Below are 23188 nucleotides of genomic sequence, written 5' to 3'. Positions count from 1 at the left end.
TCAATGACTGTTTGTATGCAGATATGCCTATGCGACAGGCAGGACCGCGCATATGGTGGGCGAATCGAGATTGGCGGCGGACGACCACGAGCCGGGCGGCGGTGCCTATCAACATGGCAAGAAGCGCGATGATCGACCGCAAAACCAAGCGCCAGGGGGCTTGGCTCCTCGAGCACCTGCGTCAGCGCCTGCTCGACGGAAAGTTCAAGCTCGGCAGCCGCTTGAACGAAGTCCGCCTGAGCGAAGAACTCAAGGTCTCGCGCACACCGGTTCGCGCCGCACTCCAGATGCTGGCCGGCGAGGGCCTGTTGCATCACACACCCAACAAGGGTTTCACCGTTCGCGAATTCCCGGTCTCTGACATCATCGACGCCTTTGAGATGCGCTCGCTTGCAGAAGGACTGGCGGCGAGGCTGGCGGCCGAGCGGGGAGTGACCGATGAAGTTCGGCAGCGACTGGAGCAAATCCTGGCGGAGGGCGACGTGGTGCTGCAGAGGCGCTCATCAGCCGAGGCGCAGCGGACCGCCTATGCCGCCGTCAATCAGTCCTTCCACCGTGCGATATTCGAGGCGGCGGGATCCAGTCTGATCCAGGAGGTCGTGCGGCTTTGCCAGCGCATGCCACAGGCTTCCGCTCACAATGTGATGGCATTCGAATTGGACGACATACGCAAGCGCCATGAATCGCATCATCGAATATACGAGGCGATCCTCGGCCGCGAGCCGCGAGAGGCCGAGAGCCAGATGCGCCAGCATGTTCTGGCCGTCAAGCTGTCGATGATCCGCAGCCTGCGAAAGCGCTAACGAAGCCAATCACGGGATCCAGGCGAACTGCGCCGGACCTACCGGCTCAGGTCCTCTGAACGCTTCCGGATCATTCCAGATCGTTCATCCGCTCATACTCTCCGGACTTCTTTTCGCGAGATTGCTCGGTGCAACTGCGATGCCGATTGCTCCGAGCATTACTGCGCCGGCGATCAGGAAAGTCAGGCGCATCCCTGCGGCGATATCCGGGGCGGTGGCGTTAGTGAACTCTCCAGTTCCGACACCGATGGCGAAGATGCTGGCCATGATTGATGCGCCCGCGATCAGGCCTATGTTGCGCGACAGGTTGAGAACGCCCGAGACTGTTCCATGTCTTTCCTTGGGCACATCCGCGAGTGCTTCGGTGTTGTTAGCGGCCTGAAAGAGCTGGTAGCCGGGGGTCAGCACGAAAATGGACACCAGATAGCCGACGACACCCACCATGTTCGGCATGAGCGCGAGCAAGAAGGATCCGGCAGTGAGCAGGATCAGCCCGGCGGCGAGTATGCGGCGGCTTCCGCAGGAATCGACAAGCCGACCGGACGGGACCCCACTGAAGATTGAAATGGCAGGGCCAACCGCCATGATCAATCCGACCTCTCCTGCTTCCAAGCCGAGGCCACGGCTGAGATAGAAGGGACCAACCACCAGTGTCGTCATCATGACGGCAGCCACGAGCATGTTGACGAGGATGTTTGGCGCGAGGCCTCGATCGACTACCGAGCGCAAGCTGGCGGATGGCCCGTTTTTTCGGCGCGTGTTCGGGAGCGTGGTGACGACGGCGATCAGCGCAAGAACCGTCAGGCAGACTTGTAACCAGAAGATGCCGCGCCACCCCGTCACCGAGATCAGCAAACCGCCGAGCGCGGGTCCAAGCGCCGTCCCGACCGCCGATACGGTACCAAGCAGACCCATCGCCCGCCCGACACGCGCTTCGGTCGCGGTCTGTCGCATCAGGGCCATTGAAAGCGTCATCAGGAAAGCAGCGCCGATGCCTTGCAGAGTCCGCGCAGCGACCAGAAACCACAGACTTGGCGCGATCGCGCACAGCAACGCTCCAATAGCGAAGATGACAAGCCCGGCAACAAGCATGGGCTTTAACCCGCGGCTGTCGCCGAACCGCCCGGCGACCACCACCGAGATCGTTAGAGCCGCCAGATAGGCGACGACGGCCGCCTGAACTTCGGAGAACGGCGCCGCGAACGCCTCAGCCAGTATTGGCAGCGCAATATTGACTATGCTGGTGCCAAGCGAGGCCAGGAGCATCGCAAGGGAGAGTGCGATGGTGATACCGGCTGAAGACGCCGTCGTTGCGGGAGATTCCACCTTTTCCATGCTCGTGCCCTCTTGCCCAAATGCGGGTCTGCGGGCACCCTGCCACTTCAAGTCAACTTGAGGTCAAGCGTGAAGCTGCTGGATATTGGAGAGGTTGCCGCAAGGAGCGGTATCAAGCCGTCGGCGCTGCGCTACTACGAGGAGGCCGGGCTGATCTGTTCAGTTGCACGGCACGGGCTGCGTCGGCAGTTTTCGCCGGAGGTGCTGTTACAGCTGAAGCTGATCGCCATGGGAAAATCCGCGGGTTTCTCGCTTCACGAGATCGCCGGCATGTTCGGCCGCAATGGACTTCCGCAAATTCCGCGCAAGACACTGCGAAAGAGGGCTGATGAGCTTGATCGTCAGATACGCGAATTGGCTGCGCTGCGCGACACGCTCCGACATGTCGCGGAATGCCCCGCGCCTTCGCATATGGAGTGCCCCACCTTCCGGCGGCTCGTTGACGTGGCAGGCAAGCGCGGCGGACGCGCGCGAAAGGCTGAACTGCTCAAGAAGCGAGGCCAGAGGCGACGGCCGCTGACAGCCGCTTAAGGGAGCAAGCGTCGGCTTGCGAAGCATCTGACTTAAATGGCGCGCCAGTCGGAATAAAACTGCGAACTATTATGTTATTGAAATTACGATATAATTTTCAGCGCGACATTATGGGTTCCTCGGAACTTGGAATAGTTCGCCCTTAGTATGGCGGCCATTTTGTCGCTCATGGGTCATTCGCTACGCATCTGTTGAGTACCCTGCTCAGCCCTTTGTCTGCTGTTGGTCCAAAAGGCGACAAATTCGGACGGGGTCGGTTTGTCGGCTAAGTGCCAGAAGGCGACATTCAAAGCTATTTAGCCGCCGCGAGTACTCTGCAATATTCAAGCCGTCGCTGTGGTGCGCCTGCAATCACGGCCTTGTAAGTGAAGCGACCACTTCTTCCGCGATTACGACAGGATCGCTGTCTTTCTTCATATTGGTCCGTACAGCATCGCTCAGCTTAACCTCGTTTATCCCGACCAGGCTGACCTCGCCGACGGCAAGCTCTCGGTCCTCTCGCCGGTCGGCGCGGCGCTAATCGGCCTATCGGTCGGGCAATCGATCGAATGGGAGACGCCTACCGGCGGCTGGCGTTCGTTGACCGTCCTGCAGGTTGGGGGCGCCAACGGTGTGGCGAATTCGAGCTAAAAGCCCGCGAAACGAAAGAGGGGGCGGCCTATGATCGTCGGCTAGAACAGCGCAGGCGACGTCGAGATAAGTGGATTTGCGATAGGCTCAATGGTCGGGGGTATTTTCGTTACTATCGTCATAGGCTGCGGGCTGATGTTTTTGCTCTTCTACAGCGCGCAACGCGGATAAGACGAGATTGGCCGTCAAATTCGAAAAGACGAGGAATAGATCATCGCCTCCCATTTATCATTACTGCTGTTCATGCCGTAGAGTTTCGGCTTAATGTTCTCACGCATGAAGTTGCACTGCTATCAATCTCCGCTGAGAGGAATGGCTATTATCCTTTACCATTTGGATAAAAATTGACCCCAACGAGCTCACCCGCTGGGGTCAACTTCATAACGATTACGTTCAACTGCCGACAGCGTCTTTGACGCATTTAGTAGTAAAGCTGGTCTTTGCAGCTCCAGCCAATTTTTTCTCGGCCGCAGCTTTGTCGCAGGACGCTGCGGCATCGGTCTCGCACTTTTTCATGAAGCTGTTCATTGCCGCACCGGCAAGCTTCTTATTGCCCGCTTCGATTTTACATGAATCCGCAAATGCGGCGCTTGAGGCCAATACGAAGGCGACCGTAAGAACAAGTCCTTTCATCGCTATTCTCCTTGGGTTGATAAGTCCTTCAATTTCCGATTTCCAGGATCAGGCGCTATCGTCAGTCAGCATGACTGTCACCTTCTTATTCTGACCATTCAGCCAGCTCGGGCAATCATTTTTTGCAGAATGCGTTTAGCCAAGCGTTGACCGGCCAGATAGGCGGTTACGGGCATAAGAGCGCCCGCAATATCGGGTTCAAGGAGGCCTTATCGACAATAGTTCCGTGCAAGCGTAGCCTTCAATCTAGCCACGCCTGAAGAGTGGAAAGTTTTTCTGAGGCAATCCAACCCTTTTGGGAGAGGAGATTGAGATGCTAGCTGAGTTCAAAAAATTTGCCTTGCGAGGAAATGTCGTTGATCTCGCGGTCGGTGTTATCATTGGCGCGGCCTTTGGAGCAATCGTATCTTCGATAGTAGGCGACATAATCATGCCGGTGATCGGCGCGATCACAGGCGGCCTCGATTTTTCGAATTACTACACGCCACTGAGCGCGGCGGTTAAAACCGGTATGCCGCTCGCCGATGCAAAGAAGGCAGGAGCGGTCTTGGCTTATGGCAGCTTCATCACCGCCACACTGAACTTCTTGATTATCGCGTTCGTCTTGTTTCTAGCGATTCAAGGCATCAACAAAATGAAGAAAAAGGAAGAAGCTCAACCTTCGGCTCCCGCACCGCCGAGCCCCACCGAAAAGCTGCTTGAAGAAATTCGCGACCTGCTAGCTCGTCGGTCCGTTTAGTTCAGAAGCACCCAACCCAAGATATCGAGGCTGGACATTGTTTACCTTACTTCGCAAGGCCACATCGCCTCGTCGAGGTAACTGAACCTATTGGTCGACAGTCACTACCAACCAATATTGAACATCTGCCCAAGTGAATAAGCGCCGCTGCCAAGCAACGCTTGGACTACGAGGGCCAACGCCCAGAAAGCCGGAAATTCCCATCCGCCACCTTCGTTGGAAAACATCCAGCCCTTAGAGCCGTGCACCATAACAATTGTGCCTATGATGAGCGGCACGAGCGCGATCGCCACCAGACTTGTAGCGATGCCAAAGACTAGCAATATCCCGCCGCCTAATTCACCCAGTATCGTTAGATAACCCACGACACCGGGCAGGCCGAGCGAGCGGAAATACGCCGCCGTCCCGGCGGGCTTGAAGACGAACAATTTGAGCGAGCCATGCGCCAAAAACAAAGTTCCCAAGGCTAGGCGCAAAAGAAAGGTACCGTACTGGACGAGTTCCGCGCGCGACATGGAAGTCTCCTTGGAATGCTCAGCACAGTAAGCAATCTAGTCGAAAGCCAACTTGTATACCATGGTCGAAGAAACCATTGAGCCGGACACGAACCGAAGCCAACAACAAGCCAACGAGTAGGTTACGCAAAATATATGCGCTGAAGCAGGCACGCCACCAAGACGGGCAGCGGTAAGGCGAGCCTCGCATGCAAATTGAGATGTCGGACAACCGATATCTTCCGCCAACTATCGTATTTCGTCACGAAAGCGTGAGCGGTTTCCTCCGTTGCTAATCCCCCAGCATGGGAGCACAATTCAAACATCAAGCTGACATTGTAAGTTATTTGGGCGCGGGTCACTTCATTCACGCCAGCTGCGAGAAGCAGGATACGCGAAGACATAGGAGATCGATCAGCGTAAAAAGGCCACATATGCTGCCTGCAATCCTTTTCGGTCATGGCAATCCCATGAATGCGGTTGCCAACAATGGCTACACGGAAGCATGGCGGCGCATTGGACTGGAAACGCCAAGACCAAAGGCAATCCTCTCCATCTCCGCACACTGGTTCGTTCCTGAAACCGGCGTGACGATCTCGACAGCGCCTAAGACCATTCACGACTTCGGCGGATTTCCCTCGGAACTTTATCAGATCCAATATCCCGCTCCTGGCGACGCCGCGCTGGCGCTCCGCGTGCAGAAGCTACTATCGCCCCTAGAGGTAAAGCTCGACAATTCTTGGGGATTGGATCACGGGACTTGGTCGGTGCTCAGGCACGTTTATCCCGCAGCAGACATCCCGATCGTACGGATCAGCATCGATGAGACCAAGCCTGCGTCGTTTCATTTTGAGGTCGGCAAAAAGCTTGCGCGGCTCCGGGATGAAGGCGTTCTGATCGTCGGCAGCGGCAACCTTGTGCACAATCTCCATACTTACGCGTGGGGACGGCATCCACGCGATCCTTACGACTGGGCGGTTCGGTTCGAGGCTGCGGCGAAGGATATGATCCTTACCGGCGACCTCACCCCCCTCATCAACTACGAGACCCTGGGGAAAGATGCAGCGCTCTCGATCCCCACTCCAGATCATTATCTGCCGCTGCTCTACGTGCTTGCAACCGGACAGCAAAGCGACCGCATCCACTTCCCGGTCGAGGGTGTCGATGGCGGGTCGATCTCCATGCTGTCGGTGCAAATCGGATAGTTACTGACAAATTCAACCAGAACAAGGAAAGTGCCTCATGGATAAGACACGCAACGTCGCCGTGATCGTCGGCAGCCTCCGAAAGGATTCCATCAACCGGAAGGTGGCGAACGCGCTCGCCGAACTTGCGCCTGCGGGAATGAAACTAAGCATCGTCGATATCGGGCACTTGTCGATCTACAATCAGGACAGTGATGAAAATCCGCCTGCGGCATGGACAGAATTTCGTGAGCGGATCAAGGCATCCGACGCGGTTCTCTTTGTGACGCCGGAACACAATCGATCGGTGCCCGCCGCACTGAAGAATGCGTTGGACATCGGCTCGCGGCCCTATGGCAAGAACGCCTGGAACAGCAAACCTGGCGCGGTCGTCAGCGCGTCACCGGGCGCCATCGCGGGATTTGGCGCCAATCATCATCTGCGACAGTCGCTGGTGTTTCTGAACGTTCCTACTATGGCACAGCCGGAAGCCTATCTCGGTGCCGCCGACAAGTTGTTTGACGCGTCCGGTAAGCTCACGAACGACGGGACGCGCAAATTTCTCGAAAGCTTCATGCAGGCTTATGCCGCGTGGGTCGCGGCGAACATTCAACCGTAAGGGAAAATCTCATGGCCGACGCAAAACAAACATCCATTAGCTTTGTCGGCCTGCGCCACATGCGAGCCTCCATGGCCGGGCTTTCGTCGCGTGGCGTGGCGGCGTCCAAGTGCTAGCGTCGGCCTTAGCCAATGAACAAGCGGTCTCATTTACTGTCAGGGCGTGATTTGTAACGGGGCAATGACCAGCCGCGCTGTATGGCGGCGCCGCGCATTACCAAACTGATGAGTAGTCCCGCGACAACGGCGACTTCGCGAGGCATGCCGGCAGCAGAACCGGCTACGAAACTCGCGGCGCCGGCGAGGGCTGCCGTGACGTATATTTCGCGGCTAAGCACGACCGGGTTTTCCGCTCCAAGTAGATCCCGCAAAATACCGCCGAAGGTGGCTGTGATTACTCCCATTGGCAACCGTCGGGCCGCCTCCCATTAATAGCGCCTTCTCAGCTCCGACGACGGCAAAAATGCCGAGGCCGAGCGCATCAAACCAAAGTAGAAACTGGTACCGGGACTGCGGGATGTGAGCTGTGAAGAACACAACGCTAGAAACAGTTACGCACGCGACCAGATAAATGGGTGCGTTGATCCAGAATACCGGACTAGCTCCGAGCAGAACGTCACGGAGTGTTCCGCCGCCGATCCCTGTGGCCGTTCCCAGCAACACGAATCCGACTATGTCCATTTGCTTTCGCGAAGCCACAAGAGCGCCCGAGATCGCGAACACGATCACTCCGCACCAATCAAGAAACGCCACTGCGGTTTGAAACACGATTACACCCCATAAATCTGCAACGGCAGGAGAGACCGACATGCATCCTATCGGAACTCCTCGGATCGCGTGCGATTGTCGGCCCCCCCCTAGGCAGAACTGCGGGATTGTTCGAAGTAAAGACCGCGCGATGAAAGATGCCGGCTTATGGCCCACAGCGTCTTTTCTTCGCTGGGATACCGGCCGACGGCACCTGAGGCCCTAGTCTGGTCTCAACCAAACCGGTGGCGCAAATGCAATCCCTAAACTAACATGCCAAACGGACCACTCAGTGGGGGCGGGTCAATCCGATTATGGCCACCGACAGCGAACACTACCTGCGTTTCGACGAGATCGAGGACGTTCTTTCATCGCTAGACCTTTTAGCGCTTGTTGCTGGGCTAGTTCGAAAACAGCCAGCGTATTGGAAATGGGTCATTGTCGCCGCCCATGATGCGCTTCAAGGATCAATGGTTTGCGCTTTAAACGACACCTCAAGTGTAAATGTTCTAGCTGATAAGTCCGCGCGTAAAACGCTTGAATGGCACGACACGCGGGCAGGCACGATGCCAACCCAATGGCTGGCGGAATTTGAGACCTTGTTGGCGCGGTGCCAGGACAAGTTACTAATGGAAGATGAGCCATTGGTGGTCACAGAGGAGCAACTAAAGGACGTAATAAGGCTCCACGCAGAATTCCGAAATAATTTTTCTCATTTCACGCCGATGGGCTGGAGCACCGAGGTTGCTGGATTGCCTCGGATCATAAGTACCGCGATCGATTTCGTTGAATATTTAATGGGTTCCACACAGGTGCTGTTCAAGCTGACGGGGAATCGAAAGCGGCGGCTTTCGAAGAACGTCAAGGATGCCCGCGCGATTCTGGCTAGCTTGCTGGCATAAACTGTTCGGCATCTCGCTAGAACGCAGCCATGGTATCCGCCAAGTGCCAAAATGCGACATCGCGTGCTTTAAATAGAAGAGGCCGCCAACTCAGGCGACCTCTGAATTTGATAGCAAATTAAGTGGCGATCACATTCCCGCAGCTTTTTTACGTGTATTGCAAGCGCTCCAATATTTCGGCCATGTCAAACCGCCAGTCTTGCCGGCGGCTTTATCGGCTTTCCACTCCGCGCCACATTCCTTTTGCCGAGCACGCATTGCCGCGGTTCCATCCTTTGGTTTATCGGTAGCCGCCGAAACTGGAGCTGCCGGTCTGGTTGCGACGGGGGCCGCTACCGCCGGTGCGGCAGGTGCTGTCGCTGCCGGAGCAACTGCAGCTGGCTTGGCAGGGGCTGTGGCTGCAGGAGCAACTGCGGCTGGTTTGGCAGGAGCTGCAGCGCCCGTTCTGCACTGAGCCACATATGCTTTTTGGGTAATTTTAGCCGCTTGGTTTGCTGCCTTGTTGGCTTTCCATTCATCCTCGCATGCCTTGACGGTCTTTTGCTGGGCATGCGCTGAAGGCGATGCAGCAATAAGGCCGACAGTCGCGCAGAGGGCGACCGCATATAGCATTCTCATGGCACAACTCCCTGAAGGTTATTTGGTGACATTAATTTAGCCGAACTGAATGTCGCATGAACGTCTCGCAAAGGAAACGGGCGAACCGCATGTTCAGGATAGCACCAACGTTACGCGCCCATTTGCATCGTGAGACTAGTGCTAGGCTTAAGGCAAACATCGGCTGACTACCAAACGACGGCCAACCGTAACGAGCTCGAAAAGGTTGAGCCGTAACTCAACCCTCAGAAAACCAATCCCAATGTGGAGCCATTAAAGCAGTGTGGGTATCCGTATTCGGAGACGGACATGGCCTGCGGGACACTGGGCCGCCAATGAGAACCCCGCTTATCTGTTCTGAACGTAGCCGGGGGTAGTTTGGCACCGCCAATTTCAATTCCAGTAGCAGTTCATTTCTTCTTGCGCTTCGTTGTCCTTTTCTTCGCTAGATAGGCAGCAACTTTTTTCGACGAGTGGCCAGCAGCTTTTACTGCCGCTTTGAGCTTTGCCGGCGTGATCTTGAATTTCTTGGACCAGTAGCGGACTTCGTAAGGCTGGCTCAGCGCGATCAAAGCCTTGTCACGCGCTTTGTGCTTTTGAAGTTTGATGTAAGCCTCAACCTTCCTTGCCGAATGGCCGACTTTCTTCACGGCATATTTGAGCTTGGCCGGCGTTACTTTGAGTTTCTTGGACCAGTACCGAACCTCGTAAGGCTCAAGCAAGGCAATCAGCTTGCTGTCGGTGCCGCGACGCTTCGCTTTGTTATCCGCCATTTTGGCCTCCAGTTGAATTAAAATAAAAAACAACTCGATTTGGCAATGGTTGCACCTTTGCGGCGGGCTGCAAAGCGCCCGCGTCGCCAATTTGACCAATTGACACGAAATATGCGTTAATAATTGGTGGCGGCCAATAACCAACAATAAGGAGAGCGACCATGGGAATTTTCGGAAGCATTATGGGAGCAATCTTTGGGCACGGTTCACCGCAAGCGAGCGCGTCGCCCGCAGCAGCACCGGCCGCAGCTCCAGCACAGCCGGTCGACGTCGCAGCTATCGTTGATAAAGCGGCGGCGGCAACAGGTGAAAAACTCGCATGGCGAACCTCCATCGTTGATCTGATGAAGGCGCTGGGTCTCGACAGCAGCCTGACCGCCCGTAAAGAGCTCGCCAAGGAATTGAACTACACTGGCGACACGAACGACTCCGCCACCATGAATATCTGGTTGCATAAGCAAATCATGGGCAAGCTTGCCGCCAACGGCGGTACGCTCCCTGCAGACATCAAGACCTGATATTTTGGTCCGCAACTATCCTAGGCCGTCGTTCGCAAAGCGGCGGTTTAGGAATAGACGATAAACGATAGGCAGGAGGGACACATGGGACTTCTCGACATCCTCAACGGCATGCAAAATGGGCCGCGTGGCAACTCTACAAGCACTCCCGCTAGCAGTAGCGGCATGTCGCCGGTCACCATAGCCCTGATGGGCCTTCTGGCTTACAAAGCAATCAAGCAACTGAGCCCTGGCCAAACCAATCCTGCTACGACCAGTCCGAATGCTCCTCCCTCTGCCAATCCGTCCGGTGGCGGGCTTGGCGGCATGCTTTCCGGCGGGCTTGGCAGTTTGCTCCAGGGTCCGCTGGGTGGCTTGCTTGCCGGCGGGGCTGCCGGAAGCGTGTTGAGTGGCGGGCTGAGCGATCTGCTCAAGCAATTTCAGCAGGGCGGACAGAGCGATGTCGCTCAGTCTTGGGTCGGCGCAGGACCAAACAAGGGTATTTCTCCGGACGATTTGTCAAAAGTGCTCAGTGAAGACCAGATCAAGACGCTCATGGCGCATAGCGGAATGTCACGCGATGAATTAATCGCGAGTCTCAGTCAGCACTTGCCGGAGCTGATCAATCAGTTGACCCCGAACGGGCGTCTTCCAACTGAACACGAAGCATCACGTCTGATCTGACACTGACGCTCAACAACCATTTTAGAGGTTTTATCATGGGCATCTTGTGGATCGTTATAATCGGCGGCGTTGCGGGAATTATCGCGCGCCTACTGTCGTCAGGTCCCAACAATCCATCAGGATTTATTCTCACGGTGGTCCTTGGCATCGCGGGATCATTTCTCGCAACATTCATTGGTCAGGCGATTGGTTGGTACCGTCCTGACCAAGGAGCTGGATTCATCGGCGCGACGGTTGGCGCTCTAATCGTCTTGTTTGTATGGAATCGACTTGTCGCTCACCGGGTTATTTCCGATCCCGGTGCGGGTCCTCGAATATAATCCGACTGCTGTGCGCACATAGCTTTAGACTTACAAACTTATATTCAACAGGTGCCTGGCCGATGTTCCGCTTCTCCGGAATGAGGATCCTGTTCCTTATTGCAGCGTTCGAACTGATGCTCGGCGCAGCCTGGGCCCAAGACAATCGGCAAAATGCGCCAGGGCAATTTGACTATTACGTTTTGTCTTTATCTTGGTCGCCGTCATTCTGCGAGACCGCAACTGGTAATGCCCGCCGCGAGCAATGCGGTCCCCGCCCTTACTCATTCGTGGTGCATGGCTTGTGGCCACAATATGAACGGGGCTTCCCTGAGTCCTGCCAGGTGCCACCACCCCGACTTGACCGCAGAATTATGACGAGCATGCTCGATTTAATGCCGGCACCGGGGCTTATATTTCATGAATGGGATCAGCACGGCACCTGCTCTGGCCTTGAAGCGCGCGAATATTTTGATGTTGTTCGCAAGGCGCGGGCAAACGTGAAAATCCCATCGCAGTATGCCGATACTACGGTGCCGTTGAGGGTTACTCCGAACCAAGTAGTCAATGCCTTTATCAACGCCAATGAAGGACTAGCCCCCACTGGTATCACCATCGATTGCGACCGTACGCGGCTGCGGGAGGTGCGCATCTGCTTCAGCCGAGATTTGAAATTCCGCGAGTGCTCACGTAACAATCAACGTTCTTGCCGTACCGAAACACTGAAAATGCCGCCGGTCCGTGGGGGTAGATTATTTTAGCGTTGAGACTCGGTACGATATCACGCTGCCCGACCAATGCCGGCTGCCCTACGTCGTGCCTTCGCCGAAGGCACTCCTGCTCACCGGAACGTCGCTTCGGGACATAACCGATCCCCGCCGGCCTTCGCACTACGAAATGGTCTGCGAGATCCAGAGGACGCTGGCTGATTGGTCGCCCGCGCTGTTTCTCGGATACAACTCCATACGCTTTGACGAGGAGTTTCTCCGTCAGGCGTTCTATCAGTGCCTACACCCGACGTTTCTGACGAACACGAACAACAACGCGCGCGCGGATGTCCTCAACATGATGCGCGCCGTCGCGTGCCTGCGCCCGGGTGTACTTCAGGTGCCGCGCGACCCGGAAGGGCGTCAGGTGTTCCGCCTTGCCGATCTCGCCGCCGCGAACGGGGTCGCTCCCGGGGGCGCGCACGACGCCATGCGCGACGTCGAGCTTACCCTTCAGCTCTGCCAGCGCGTGCGAGAAGGAGCTCCCGACATCTGGTCGAGCTTCATGCGCTTTGCCTCCAAGCAGGCGGTTATTGCTTTCATCCGGGAGGAGCCGGCGTTCGGCTATTTCGACGACTTTGAAGGCACGCGAAGCGTACGGCCACTCACGCGTATCGGCATCAGCGCGCTGGACACGAACATCCACTACTGTCTCGACCTTACGCATGACATCGGCGCTCTGCGAAGGCTCACCGAGAGCGAACTTGCCGAAGCGGTCCAGACGAAATCCACGTCACCGATCCGTCGCCTGAAGGTGAACGCCTCTCCGTTCGTCTCGCCGCTTTGGGAAATCGGCGTAGCCAATTTGGAGCCCGCCGACGAAGATGAACTCATGAGGTCGGCCCAGGCTGTTCAGTCAGACCAGGAATTCGTTGCGCGGCTGGTTGCTGCGGCGCGCACGACCGACCGGACGTATCCGCCGTCCGAGCACGTCGAACTTCAGATATACGGCACCGGTTGGCCCTCTAATGACGACCTCGCCGCGTGCAGGCAGTTTCATGAGGCGGCATGGGAGGCGAGGCTCGACATCGCCTTGGGACTTTCGGACCCGCGGTTCCGCCGGCTCGGCAGGCGCATCGTCTACTTCGAGCGGCCCGAACTTTTGCGGCCCGGTGATCGTCTTGCGTTTGACGAAGAGGTCAGGCGCCGAGTGCGCGGCGCCAAGAGCGAGTTCCCATGGATGACACTTCCAGAGGCGCTTGTGGAAGTCGACGGACTGTTGGCGAACTCCACGCCATCGGAATACGGACGGCTGCGGGCGCTCCGGGAGGAGTTTGCTGCGCATCAGCAGCTGAATAGAATGACAGGCCTGTGAATTAGATCGGCCAGATATACCAAATTCGGCGGACACCGCGTTTGATAAAGTGCCTAGCTTCCGGAGGTTTCCGAAACCGTTACTGGGGGCGAAAGTACAGAGCCATAGAGAAAACGGCGCTCCTGAGAACGGAATTAGTAAGCTAGCCGCATTCGACAGTTCAACGGCCGGCTCGAAAATCTCGCAAAGACGGCGCGATTTTTGCCGGCAAAGTTGGTGCAAGCGGCGGTTAGCCAAAAAGTATTGGCGGAGAGAGAGAAACCGGAAACTAACATTCTCCGCCGGTCGCTGCGAAAGCATGCGAGCTTCGGGAAGCTAGTCGGATGCCCAACGTTTAATTCTCTCCTCGAGTAGCCGCGGGATATGTTAAGCCTATCGCCGAGAGCTGCGCACCTTCTGTCAGCTTGGCCGGCTCGACCTTTGCCGGTCCCATAATATGGAAGACGGATCGGCCGGCGACCAGCAAGTAATCGGCAATTATTCTCCGATGGCACCGCCACCAGACGGCTTCTGAGCACATGATGGCGCAGCATTCCCGAAGGCCGAGCTCGCTCAGTCGAATAAGACCATTTTGGAATTCGCTGCCTAAGGCGTAGTCGGCATAGTTGTGAAAGCTCCTATTCTGCCAGAAAGCATTCACGCTTGATGGGACGTTGCGTTCGATCCCACGAAGGCCGCCAAGTTCCGCTATGTGTTCGTACCCAATTTGAAGCGGCGCCAGCGTATTTGGCAAAACATCAATGTTATATTGTGGATTCGTCCGCGAGCGTGGTGCGGTCCTGACGTCAACAACAAGCGTGACTTTGACGCTGCGCAACAATTCCACGAATTCGACGACGGAACGCGTCGAATGGCCAATTGTGAAGAACGGATTCATCGCGCATGGGCCTGAGAGTCATCCTGATGCCAACTAGGTCGCATGTCCGAAACTCTATTGAACTTAATTGGTTTGTGCTAGGGCGGTAGGAGCGATCGAATACGATGAGGTCACCGAATGGAATGGGTTTTTGCACGGATTCGCGAGTGGTTCATTCTGATTATTGGGCTGGCGCTTTTGATCGGCGGATTTGCGGCGACCTCACTCGTTCAGCGAAGACCGTCCGAAGCACCGGTTGCCTCTGAAAATCAATCAACATTGCCTTCCCGAGAAACGTTAACCGGCAAAGGCAGTAAAGAAATTCCTGAGACCCGCGCAACCGAACGGACGGCCCTAACGTCCGCGGGCGCTGCCACGGCAACTGAACATCACACTGTGGCTCAACAGCCGTCTGCGCCGAAACGACCGACCGTCTCCGGACCGAGAACCGCGTCGCCGCAACCCACCTTATCCGCGGAAGCGACTGCAGGTAGTCAAGTATTTCGCAAATGCCAAGCTTGTCATTCGCTCCAAGCCGGAAAGAACGGTATCGGACCATCCTTGGCAAACATCATCGGCAAGAAGACTGCTGGCGTCGAAGGCTACAACTATTCCCAAGCGATGAAATCGATTGCGCTTACATGGGATGAAAAGACGCTTGATGCCTATCTAACCGACCCGCAGAAGGTTGTGCCCGGCAATAAGATGCCTTTTCCTGGGTTGAAGACTGAGAATGAACGGAAGGGGTTGCTTGCATATCTTGCTGCTTCCGCGTCGTCCCCTACGTCAGGGCCAGCGTCTGCCACCGCCCAAGCCCAACCGGCGAAGTCCGTGCCTGCGCTGCCGCAAGCGTCGACCCAGGCTGCAACTCCTTCGGGCCGTGACACCGGCACGAGCTACATCCCCGCTATACGGTACACGCTTCGCTCGGGTATTGCCGAGGGCCGCATGGTCTTCATCGGGATCGGTGGGACAATTGATGGGCAGACTAATCCTGTACTTTCGGCTGCCGAGGGGCAGTTGGTTCAGGTTACCCTGATCAACGGCGAGGGCGCAGAGCACGACATTGTCTTCGACAGTCAGGGACCGGCCGGAAGCTCACCGCACGTCTTCGGCAAGGGCGCCAGCACAAATATAGCCTTTGTCGCGTCCAAGGCTGGCGATTACGTCTATTTCTGTAGCGTGCCTGGACACCGGCTCGCTGGAATGGAGGGCCAATTCCTCATTACGCCACAGCCGCCTCCGCAAACAGTCACCGAGGCCGACATTTCGCATGTGGCGTCTGACGTTCCAAAGCCAATCGGCAAGCGCGAGCCGCAGACCGTTCGGGTCGACCTTGTGACCGTAGAACTGGAGGGTCGTCTCGCGGAGGGCACTACGTTCGGCTATTGGACTTTTAATGGCAAGGTGCCCGGTCCAATGTTGCGCGTCCGGGTAGGCGACACTGTAGAAGTTCATCTCAAGAATGCGGATAACAGCGCCATGGTCCATTCGGTCGATTTTCACGCCGCGACCGGACCAGGCGGCGGCGCGGTGTCGACGCAGACCAATCCGGGCGAGGAGAAGAGCTTCAAGTTCAAGGCTCTGACGCCGGGTCTTTACGTTTATCACTGCGCTACACCGATGGTCGCGCATCACATCGCAAACGGAATGTATGGACTAATTCTGGTCGAACCAGAAGAAGGTCTGCCTGCGGTTGATCATGAGTTTTATGTCATGCAAGGCGAGATTTATACCGAAGGCGCTTTTGGCCAGCATGGCAGCCAGGAATTTAACGTCGAAAAGCTGCTCAACGAACGTCCCGAATATTTCGTGTTCAACGGCTCAGTTGGCGCACTTTCCCGCCTCCATCCCCTTCGGGCCAAAGTCGGTGATACTGTTCGAATATTCTTCGGTGTCGGCGGTCCCAACCATACTTCGTCATTCCACGTGATTGGGGAAATATTTGATAAGGTCTATAATCTCGGTGGCGTGCTTAGCGAACCGTTGCGTGGCGTCCAGACGGTTACAGTTCCCGCCGGCGGCGCCGTGATCACAGAATTCAAAGTCGACGTACCCGGAAATTACACGCTAGTAGACCACGCTCTGTCACGCGCCGAGCGCGGCCTTGTTGGCATTCTACATGTCGAAGGTCCGCCGAATTCTGAGATCTACGATGGCAAGATAGAGCCCGGATCGGGACATTAACTGGATTGTGGGTTCGAAAAAATCGCAACAGGGCACGCCCGGCGGGTTGTGGTCTAGGCGACTTGAATGCTGGTCAGCGTTCGGCTTTTCTCCCAGAATAAGGCTTCGCCCCCGCCAGTCGCTTGGAGAACGCTCGTGGCGGCCTCTGTCGGCATGAGAGAAAGGGCCGTCGAAAGTGCATCGGCAGAGGTCGCGCGCATAGTCTTGACGGACACGCTCAGATACTTTGAAGCACAGGTACCCTTAGATGGGTCGAAGATGTGATTGAATCGCCCGGTGGCGTCGAACGGAGTGCCCATGCCGCTCGATGTCGCAACCGACATGTTGTCCAGCTGCAGCCCGGCGAACGTGCGCGACCCGTCTCGCGGGTCGCGAATTGCCACATCCCAAGGCCGACCAGCTGGGTGAGCCCCGATGGCCCGGATTTCGCCCATATCTACCAGGGTGTGTTCACAACCCGCGGCCCGCAGAACATCGGCGACGCGATCGGTAACGTAACCTTGGGCGATCCCGTTAAGCGTAACTTTGGCGCCGGGCTGCAACAGACAAACCCTTGCTGCATCGATTTCGAGTGCTTCGTAGCCGACAAGAGCACGCGCTGCTGCTAGTGCCGCTTCGGTCGGCCCGGCAGGATCGGCGTTTGGTAAAGAAAAATGCTTCGCGTAGAGCTCCCACAGCGGCTGCACGGTAACGTCGAAGGCACCCGCCGTGAGGCGGGAGAACTGAGCGGCGATCGACAAGAGTTCGACCATTTCGGGCGCGGGCGCATCAAGACGGCCGTCCCGGTTTAGGCGCGCGAGATCAGAGTCCTGTCTATAAAGGCTGAAGATGCCCTCTAGGCGTAGCACCTCGTCCAGTGACGCGGCGATGAGCCGGTCGGCTGCGGCAGGGTCGGGATGAAAGACCTGCAGCGAAGCGTCGGCCCCCAACGCAATGCCCCGCCATTGCCGCAGTCCTGCGGACGATGAGCGCGCGAACGCTATACTCGGGAGAAGTGAAGTACCTCCGGCGATTGCTGCAATACGGATAAATCGGCGACGCGTGACTTTTCTATTCATATCGTCCTCTCAGTGGGCCGGTGGTGCGAACCCGACGCCCTCGCGGCTGTCCGCTTCCCTACCGCTCCCCAAGATTGCGTCTTGTGGAATTTCGGAGAATCGCAGGATGCGTCCCCCGTGGTCGGCTTGATAGCTTTGGGCGGCCGCTTGCTCTGCAAATGGGATAGGCTCCCGCCGTATATCGCCCATGCCGATCACGCCGCGTTTGTCGCTACCGAGCACGAACCAGGCGCGCCTCGCCTCCACCCATGTACCGGGTTTCGGGCGGTCCCAGTTCTCCACGTGCCCCATATCGTTCACGTAAATGGCAGCCACCCCCGCGGGCTCCTCGGGCAGGAAGGTAAAAGCGACAGTCTCGCTAACTGAACTGAACCAGATCGGCTGCGCACGGCCCTTGAGGAATATCTGACCTTTCGGCCCGGCATGTTCGGCCAAAAGCATGCCGCAGAAATGCGAGGTAGATTCTGCCGTCGGCTCCATGGGGTGGGGCAAGTCGGCCGACCCGCGATCGCAGCCGGCAAGGCCGCCGCCCAGGAGGATCAGGAGTATTCCAACCACTGCGCGGCGCATCACACTTCCCTCCGGCGAAAAACCACCGCCGCGACCAGTAGCGGCAGAGCGGTCCACAGGATCAGCATCGATATCAAAAGGCCGTCGCCGGCATGAGCCTGCTGTGAGACGGCCGCCATGCCGGAGAGGGTTCCGACCCTGCCGAGCCCAGCCAGATTGAACAATCGGAACGCATCGGCTGGATTGAGGACGAGCAGCGCCTGCACCAGTTCGGCCGGGATCGAACGACTCGTGTCGGCAACCAGGATGCCAAGTAGTGCCGCATCATAAGCGAGCACCAGCACCAACCAGATCGCGATGGCGACGCCAATCGCAGTGGCACGCTGAGGAGCACAGACGCTGACCAGATAGCCCAGCGCTAGGAATGCTGCGCCAAGCACGATTGACGAACCGATCAACGCGGCAAAAGCGGTTATACTCTCGGAGTCGACGCCGCCGAACAGCCAGCCGATCATCAGGCCAGCGCTGCCGTAGCCGAGCGTCACGGCGATAACGACGACCGCCGTATGGCCGATGAACTTGCCGGTGATCACCTGCCATCTCGAGAGCGGATAGGATAGCAATAGAAGCAATGTGCCGCGCTCACTTTCGCCGACAATAGCATCATGCGACAGCAGCAGTGCGATAAGCGGCACCAGGAATATCGTCAGACTGGTCAGGCTGATCACGGTCACATCGAGCGGTGCGACGCCGACGGTTCCGGTCGGCGCGCTGCCGAGCAGCGCCAGGCTGAGCGCCAGAGCGGCCAGAACCAGCGTCGCCGACAACACCCAGCGATTGCGCAGCGCGGAACGAATTTCGCCAGCGGCGACGGTGAGCACCGCTGTCATCGCCCGACCTCCATGAACCACGCGTAGAGTGAATCGAGGCTCGGCGGCTGGACATGGAAGTCGACGACCTCTTCGCAGGATGCGACGCGACGCAGCACGTCCATCTTTGCCGTCGCCATACAGGACAGCGCAATGTCATGCCCCTGCACAGTCGCCGGCACACCGAGTGAGTGAGCCAGCGCCGCGGCGTGACCGTTGGCGACGCGCAGTTGGATCCGGACGGGGAGTTGTGATAGCCCGCGCAATTCGTCGAGGCTCCCGAAAGCCATCAGACGGCCGTGACTCATTACGGCGATGCGGTCGGCCTGCCCCTCGATTTCCTCCAGCGCGTGAGACGACAACAGGACGGCGGCGCCGTCGGCGACGAGGTCGCGCAGGATCGCGTAGAAGCTTTGCCGCGAGCTCGGATCGAGACCACTTGTCGGTTCGTCGAGGACGAGCAGTCGCGGGCTGCCGAGCAGCGCCTGCGCCAGGCCCAGCCGCTGCCGCATGCCCTTCGAATAAGTCGAGACCCGCCGATTGGCCGCGGCGGCGCTCAGACCGACGCGATCAAGCAGGTCCCCGTTCGCGGCAGTCGATTGGCCCTTGAGGCGGGCATAGAAGTCGAGGGTCTCGCGCCCCGACAGGCTGGGCGGGAAACTAACATTCTCCGGGAGAAACCCGACCTGACTGCGCCAGCGGCGGTTTCCGGCGGTGGGATCCTCACCGAATATGGTGATCCGGCCCGCCGTCGGCCGCCCCAAGCCCAGCAGCATCTTGATTAGCGTGCTCTTGCCGGCGCCGTTATGGCCGACGATGGCCGTACACTGGCCCGACTGGAACGTGACTGTGACATCGTCGACCGCCAATTGCGCGCCGTAACGGCGACTGACGTGATGGGCTTCAACGACGGTCATTGGCGGCCTCCCCTTGCTTCAGGCGTGCCGTTTCGGTTGCCGGGCCGACTTGCGGCGGCGTCATCAATGGCGCGCTGTCCACGACGCCCCCGGGATGCAAGGCGGGAAACTGCGACTGCGCCCAGCGCAGGACTTCAACGACCGGGCTATTCAGCAGCAGTTTCGCGGCGCCGTAAGCCCAAACAACGCGGTCCACGAGATCATTGGGCCGGTAGGCGGCGTCGGCAATGCCGTCGCCGTTAAGATCAAAGACGGGATTGTCGCTCCAGTAATTGCCGCGACCCTTTACCGACCAGTCGATCGAACGGGTGCCGACGTATTTGACTTGGGTCTGATTGTTGATGAAGGCATTACCGCTGACCGCATTGCGCTCCGATCCAGCCGTGAAATGGATGCCGATCGCGCAGTTCTCGAAGCGGTTCGCGGCAATGTCGTTCTTGTTGGCATTGTAGATGAACACGCACTTCTGACTGCCGCTGACCACATTACTGTCAATGCGCGAGTCGTTGGCATAGTTCAGCAGCAGACCATGATCGCGGTCGCCGCGCGACACGTTGCCGTGAATCTTCAGATGGTCCGAAAACATGATGACGTAGCCGGCGTGATTGCCGACCGAGACGTTGGCGCTGACCTCGCTGTCATTCGTGTACATGTAATGCACCGCGAAACGGACACCGTGGATCCGGTTGCCGCGAAACACGTTGCGGCGGCTCGTATTGGTGAAAATGCCATCGCGTCCCCCGGAAATGTCATTGTCGATCACCTGCGCGCCCGGCGCGTTCCAGACATAGACGCCATTACCGCGGTCGTTGAGCCGCAGATCGGTACGCCCGACGATCGTATTGCCGCGCACGATCGCACCGGACGCGCCGTGGACATACACGCCAACCAGATTGTCGCTGACGGTGTTGTCCAAAACCTTCGCTCCGGTGGCGCTCTGTTCCAGGTAAATGCCGGCGTCCATTTCGTGGTCGATACCGGAGCCGCGCACGCCAAGGCCACGGACGGTGACACCCGGGGCAACCACCTCGATGGTGCGACCGCGGCCGCCGCCATCGACCACCGCGCCAGGCCGGCCCTCCAGCGTGAGCGGCTTGTCGACGACCACCGGGCCGTCGTGGACACCCGCCTCGAGCTGGAGGACATCGCCGACCGCAGCGGCAGCAATGGCGGTGCGCAAGCGCTCGCCGCCGGCCGTTACCGAAACTGTCGCCGCAAGGGTGCAGCCCGTTCCCAGCCAGGCAGCGACGACCGCGGCGATGAACGCCGCGGCAAGTCGCCTGAGCGCTATGGTGTACGCTTGCCTCATGCCTTATGTGGCTCGACGATCATCCGACCGGCCATTTCCATGTGCATGGCGTGGCAGAACCACTGGCAATAGTACCAATGCACGCCGGGACGATCGGCAACGAACGTCACCGAGGCGGTCTGTTGCGGCGAGATCTCCATCATCACGCCGTAGCGGACGATGGTGAAGCCGTGCGTCAGATCCTCCACGTCATCCATATTGGTGACGAAGATGGTGACCTCATCGCCCTGCTTGACCGTGAACTTCTCGAGGCTGTAGGCCGGCGCAACCGAGTACATGTAAACACGCACCTTGTTGCCGTCGCGAACGACATTGGCGCCCTCCTCCAGCTTGATGCCGTCCTTGGCTGCCCAGTTCCGTGCCTCTTCCCAACTCGGGTCATCGCGCTTCCACACGCGCAGCGGGCTCACCTTGGAGCGGTGCACGATGCAGATGTCATGGGGTTCGGCATAGCTCGGGCCGTCGTGAACCAGCTCCATCTTGGCGCCGGAGATGTCGATGAGCTGATCGTTCTCGGGATGCAGGGGACCGGCCGGCAGGAAGCGGTCCTTCGAGAACTTGTTCAGCGACATCAGCCAGCGGCCATCCGCCTCCTTGGTCTCGCCCATCGACGTGTGATTGTGACCCGGTTGATAGTGTACATCGATCTTTTCGATGATCGGATCGACCTTCTCGCCCTTGTACGCGCGCTTGGCCTTGTCGATGCTCCATTTCACCACCTGGCTGTCGATGAACAGCGTGGTGAAGGCGTTGCCCTTGCCGTCATAAGCCGTATGCAGCGGTCCGAGACCCAGTTCCGGCTCGGCGACCACGGCATCGCGTGGCTTGATCTTGTCGGTGAACACGTCGGCCAGTTGGCGCACATCAATCACCGTGACCGTCGGCGACAGCTTGCCGGCGAGCACCAGATGGATGCCGTCCGGCGCCATGTTGCAGCCGTGGGGATTGTTGGCGACCGGGATATACCGGGTGTACGGCGCCCCCTTTCGCCCGTCGACGACCTTGACGCCGCCCATCGTCTTGAAATCGCCCTTGGCGATCGCCTGCTCGATGAGCTTGATGTCGAACACCACGACCCAATCGCGTTCGGCAGACGTCATGTCCGCCAGGGTGACGCCGCGTTCCGAATTGTAGCAGCTGGAGAAGGCATATTTACCCTCGTAATCGGCATCGCAGTTGTCGAGGTTGCCATCGACTAGCACCTGCCAGGCGACGGTCATGCTGTCGCCATCAATCGCAGTGAACACCGACCAATATTGCTTCGGGTCATCGAGTACGCTGCCGTCGTTCGGAATCGGGACGATGTGCTCGCTGTTGGCGAAGACGTAGCCCGTGCGCGGATATTTCTGTGGCCGCAGGCCGTGGATGTCCGAGGCGTTCGGAATTTCGATGATCTTGTCGCACTTCATCACGTCGCAGCGGATGCGCGCCACGCGACAATTGGCCTTGTCATTGATGAAGATGTAGCGGCCATCATACGTGCCGTCAGTGAACGACATGTGGGGATGGTGCGCATCGCCGTTGACGAAGGACCCGCCGCGCGTTTCGAGGAACTTGCGCGTTGCAGGCAACAGGCCCTCGGTGAGAACCTTGCGGCTCTCGTTGGTCAGGCCCCAGCCGGTGGCGCTGTCACGGTTGAACACGGGAATGCGCATGATTTCGCGCATCGACGGGATGCCCATCACGCGGATCTCGCCGCATTGGCCGCTGCTGCTGAAGCCGTAATATTCGTCGAGGTCACCGGGCCGCACCTCAACCGAGCCGCCCGGTCGCCGCGACGCCTGTTGGGCGAGCGCCGCCTGCGAAAGCTCCAGCATGCCTGCCGTGCCGCCGCCAGCCGCCAGTCCGGTCAGCGCAACAGCACTTGTCCCGCGCTTGAGTAACTTGCGCCTGCTGAGGCCGTCCTCATTCTTATCGTGATCCTTCATTGGTTT

General features: G+C 58.1%; 24 protein-coding genes and 2 pseudogenes. 13 read left to right on the top strand and 13 right to left on the bottom strand.

From position 1 onward, the window contains the following. The first annotated feature begins 128 nt into the window (after window positions 1–128). Complete coding sequence (locus ASD45_RS00315) at window positions 129–803, top strand: GntR family transcriptional regulator (protein WP_056909658.1); 675 nt, start codon at window positions 129–131, stop codon at window positions 801–803. A gap of 84 nt (window positions 804–887) precedes the next feature. On the opposite strand, the gene ASD45_RS00310 is transcribed toward ASD45_RS00315, so the two are convergent. Next, window positions 888–2138, bottom strand: coding sequence for an MFS transporter (locus ASD45_RS00310; RefSeq protein WP_056909657.1), 1251 nt, complete (start codon window positions 2136–2138; stop codon window positions 888–890). Between the two features lie 69 nt (window positions 2139–2207). Between ASD45_RS00310 and ASD45_RS22845 the strand changes: the two genes are divergently transcribed. Both ASD45_RS22845 and ASD45_RS22840 read left to right on the top strand, forming a co-directional pair. Continuing rightward, window positions 2208–2669 carry a helix-turn-helix domain-containing protein gene (locus ASD45_RS22845; RefSeq protein ID WP_082540901.1) on the top strand — a complete coding sequence of 154 codons (462 nt, stop codon included), beginning with the start codon at window positions 2208–2210 and terminating at the stop codon, window positions 2667–2669. Window positions 2670–3116: 447 nt separating this feature from the next. After that, window positions 3117–3299, top strand: a pseudogene (locus ASD45_RS22840) (GreA/GreB family elongation factor); the annotation flags it as partial. A gap of 393 nt (window positions 3300–3692) precedes the next feature. Here ASD45_RS22840 and ASD45_RS00305 read toward each other — a convergent pair. Then, entirely contained in the window at window positions 3693–3932 is a 240-nt protein-coding gene (locus ASD45_RS00305; RefSeq protein WP_056909656.1) for a hypothetical protein, read from the bottom strand. A gap of 313 nt (window positions 3933–4245) precedes the next feature. Between ASD45_RS00305 and mscL the strand changes: the two genes are divergently transcribed. Continuing rightward, window positions 4246–4671 carry a large conductance mechanosensitive channel protein MscL gene (gene mscL / locus ASD45_RS00300; RefSeq protein ID WP_056912505.1) on the top strand — a complete coding sequence of 142 codons (426 nt, stop codon included), beginning with the start codon at window positions 4246–4248 and terminating at the stop codon, window positions 4669–4671. A 104-nt stretch (window positions 4672–4775) separates the two neighbouring features. On the opposite strand, the gene ASD45_RS00295 is transcribed toward mscL, so the two are convergent. Continuing rightward, on the bottom strand, window positions 4776–5186 hold the full coding sequence (locus ASD45_RS00295; protein ID WP_056909655.1) for a DoxX family protein: 411 nt from the start codon (window positions 5184–5186) through the stop codon (window positions 4776–4778). Window positions 5187–5599: 413 nt separating this feature from the next. Here ASD45_RS00295 and ygiD point away from each other — a divergent pair, with 413 nt between their 5' ends. Continuing rightward, window positions 5600–6370: a 4,5-DOPA dioxygenase extradiol gene (gene ygiD / locus ASD45_RS00290; protein WP_056909654.1), complete on the top strand. Its 771-nt coding sequence runs from the start codon at window positions 5600–5602 to the stop codon at window positions 6368–6370. Window positions 6371–6407: 37 nt separating this feature from the next. Continuing rightward, entirely contained in the window at window positions 6408–6968 is a 561-nt protein-coding gene (locus tag ASD45_RS00285) for an NAD(P)H-dependent oxidoreductase (RefSeq protein WP_056909653.1), read from the top strand. Between the two features lie 145 nt (window positions 6969–7113). Here ASD45_RS00285 and ASD45_RS22835 read toward each other — a convergent pair. Further along, window positions 7114–7735, bottom strand: a pseudogene (locus ASD45_RS22835) (trimeric intracellular cation channel family protein). Between the two features lie 293 nt (window positions 7736–8028). On the opposite strand from ASD45_RS22835, the gene ASD45_RS00280 reads away from it, so the two are divergent. Further along, window positions 8029–8616, top strand: coding sequence for a hypothetical protein (locus ASD45_RS00280; protein WP_056909652.1), 588 nt, complete (start codon window positions 8029–8031; stop codon window positions 8614–8616). 129 nt (window positions 8617–8745) lie between these two features. Here the strand turns inward: ASD45_RS00280 and ASD45_RS22830 are convergent, their stop codons facing one another. Next, a complete protein-coding gene (locus ASD45_RS22830) occupies window positions 8746–9234 on the bottom strand; it encodes a hypothetical protein (RefSeq protein WP_082540548.1) in 489 nt (162 codons plus the stop codon). Window positions 9235–9623: 389 nt separating this feature from the next. Next, entirely contained in the window at window positions 9624–9986 is a 363-nt protein-coding gene (locus ASD45_RS00275) for a DUF3606 domain-containing protein (protein WP_056909651.1), read from the bottom strand. A gap of 161 nt (window positions 9987–10147) precedes the next feature. On the opposite strand from ASD45_RS00275, the gene ASD45_RS00270 reads away from it, so the two are divergent. The 5 genes from ASD45_RS00270 (at window position 10148) to ASD45_RS00260 (ending at window position 13548) form a co-directional block, all read left to right on the top strand. Further along, window positions 10148–10504 (top strand): DUF3597 domain-containing protein, encoded by a 357-nt coding sequence (locus tag ASD45_RS00270; protein WP_056909650.1) that lies wholly within the window; start codon window positions 10148–10150, stop codon window positions 10502–10504. An 84-nt stretch (window positions 10505–10588) separates the two neighbouring features. After that, window positions 10589–11167 carry a YidB family protein gene (locus ASD45_RS00265; protein ID WP_056909649.1) on the top strand — a complete coding sequence of 193 codons (579 nt, stop codon included), beginning with the start codon at window positions 10589–10591 and terminating at the stop codon, window positions 11165–11167. Window positions 11168–11202: 35 nt separating this feature from the next. After that, window positions 11203–11487, top strand: a complete 285-nt coding sequence (locus tag ASD45_RS22825) for a GlsB/YeaQ/YmgE family stress response membrane protein (RefSeq protein WP_082540547.1) — start codon at window positions 11203–11205, stop codon at window positions 11485–11487. Between the two features lie 62 nt (window positions 11488–11549). After that, a complete protein-coding gene (locus ASD45_RS22820) occupies window positions 11550–12227 on the top strand; it encodes a ribonuclease T2 (protein WP_082540546.1) in 678 nt (225 codons plus the stop codon). Window positions 12228–12363: 136 nt separating this feature from the next. Beyond that, window positions 12364–13548 carry an exodeoxyribonuclease I gene (locus ASD45_RS00260; RefSeq protein ID WP_156380652.1) on the top strand — a complete coding sequence of 395 codons (1185 nt, stop codon included), beginning with the start codon at window positions 12364–12366 and terminating at the stop codon, window positions 13546–13548. A gap of 334 nt (window positions 13549–13882) precedes the next feature. Here ASD45_RS00260 and ASD45_RS22815 read toward each other — a convergent pair whose 3' ends face one another. Beyond that, the gene (locus ASD45_RS22815) at window positions 13883–14425 is read right to left on the bottom strand and encodes a DUF488 domain-containing protein (RefSeq protein ID WP_082540545.1); all 543 of its coding nucleotides are present in this window, start codon (window positions 14423–14425) and stop codon (window positions 13883–13885) included. A 117-nt stretch (window positions 14426–14542) separates the two neighbouring features. On the opposite strand from ASD45_RS22815, the gene nirK reads away from it, so the two are divergent. Then, complete coding sequence (gene nirK / locus ASD45_RS00255; protein ID WP_056909647.1) at window positions 14543–16591, top strand: copper-containing nitrite reductase; 2049 nt, start codon at window positions 14543–14545, stop codon at window positions 16589–16591. A 53-nt stretch (window positions 16592–16644) separates the two neighbouring features. On the opposite strand, the gene ASD45_RS00250 is transcribed toward nirK, so the two are convergent. From ASD45_RS00250 to nosZ, 6 genes are read right to left on the bottom strand one after another with little or no spacing between them, the layout of a single operon-like run. Next, the gene (locus tag ASD45_RS00250) at window positions 16645–17649 is read right to left on the bottom strand and encodes an FAD:protein FMN transferase (RefSeq protein ID WP_056909646.1); all 1005 of its coding nucleotides are present in this window, start codon (window positions 17647–17649) and stop codon (window positions 16645–16647) included. A 9-nt stretch (window positions 17650–17658) separates the two neighbouring features. Beyond that, on the bottom strand, window positions 17659–18219 hold the full coding sequence (locus tag ASD45_RS00245; protein WP_056909645.1) for a nitrous oxide reductase accessory protein NosL: 561 nt from the start codon (window positions 18217–18219) through the stop codon (window positions 17659–17661). After that, complete coding sequence (locus ASD45_RS00240; RefSeq protein ID WP_056909644.1) at window positions 18219–19049, bottom strand: ABC transporter permease subunit; 831 nt, start codon at window positions 19047–19049, stop codon at window positions 18219–18221. The genes ASD45_RS00245 and ASD45_RS00240 overlap by 1 nt, the downstream gene beginning before the upstream one ends. After that, complete coding sequence (locus ASD45_RS00235; protein WP_056909643.1) at window positions 19046–19945, bottom strand: ABC transporter ATP-binding protein; 900 nt, start codon at window positions 19943–19945, stop codon at window positions 19046–19048. The genes ASD45_RS00240 and ASD45_RS00235 overlap by 4 nt, the downstream gene beginning before the upstream one ends. Next, window positions 19932–21254, bottom strand: coding sequence for a nitrous oxide reductase family maturation protein NosD (locus ASD45_RS00230; RefSeq protein ID WP_056909642.1), 1323 nt, complete (start codon window positions 21252–21254; stop codon window positions 19932–19934). The genes ASD45_RS00235 and ASD45_RS00230 overlap by 14 nt, the downstream gene beginning before the upstream one ends. Then, window positions 21251–23182, bottom strand: coding sequence for a TAT-dependent nitrous-oxide reductase (gene nosZ / locus ASD45_RS00225; protein WP_056909641.1), 1932 nt, complete (start codon window positions 23180–23182; stop codon window positions 21251–21253). Before nosZ ends, ASD45_RS00230 begins: the two co-directional genes overlap by 4 nt. Between the last annotated feature and the right edge of the window lie 6 nt (window positions 23183–23188).

Source organism: Pseudolabrys sp. Root1462 (assembly GCF_001426945.1).
Taxonomy (GTDB): Bacteria; Pseudomonadota; Alphaproteobacteria; order Rhizobiales; family Xanthobacteraceae; genus Pseudolabrys.
This window is presented reverse-complemented; position numbering and strand designations above follow the sequence as displayed.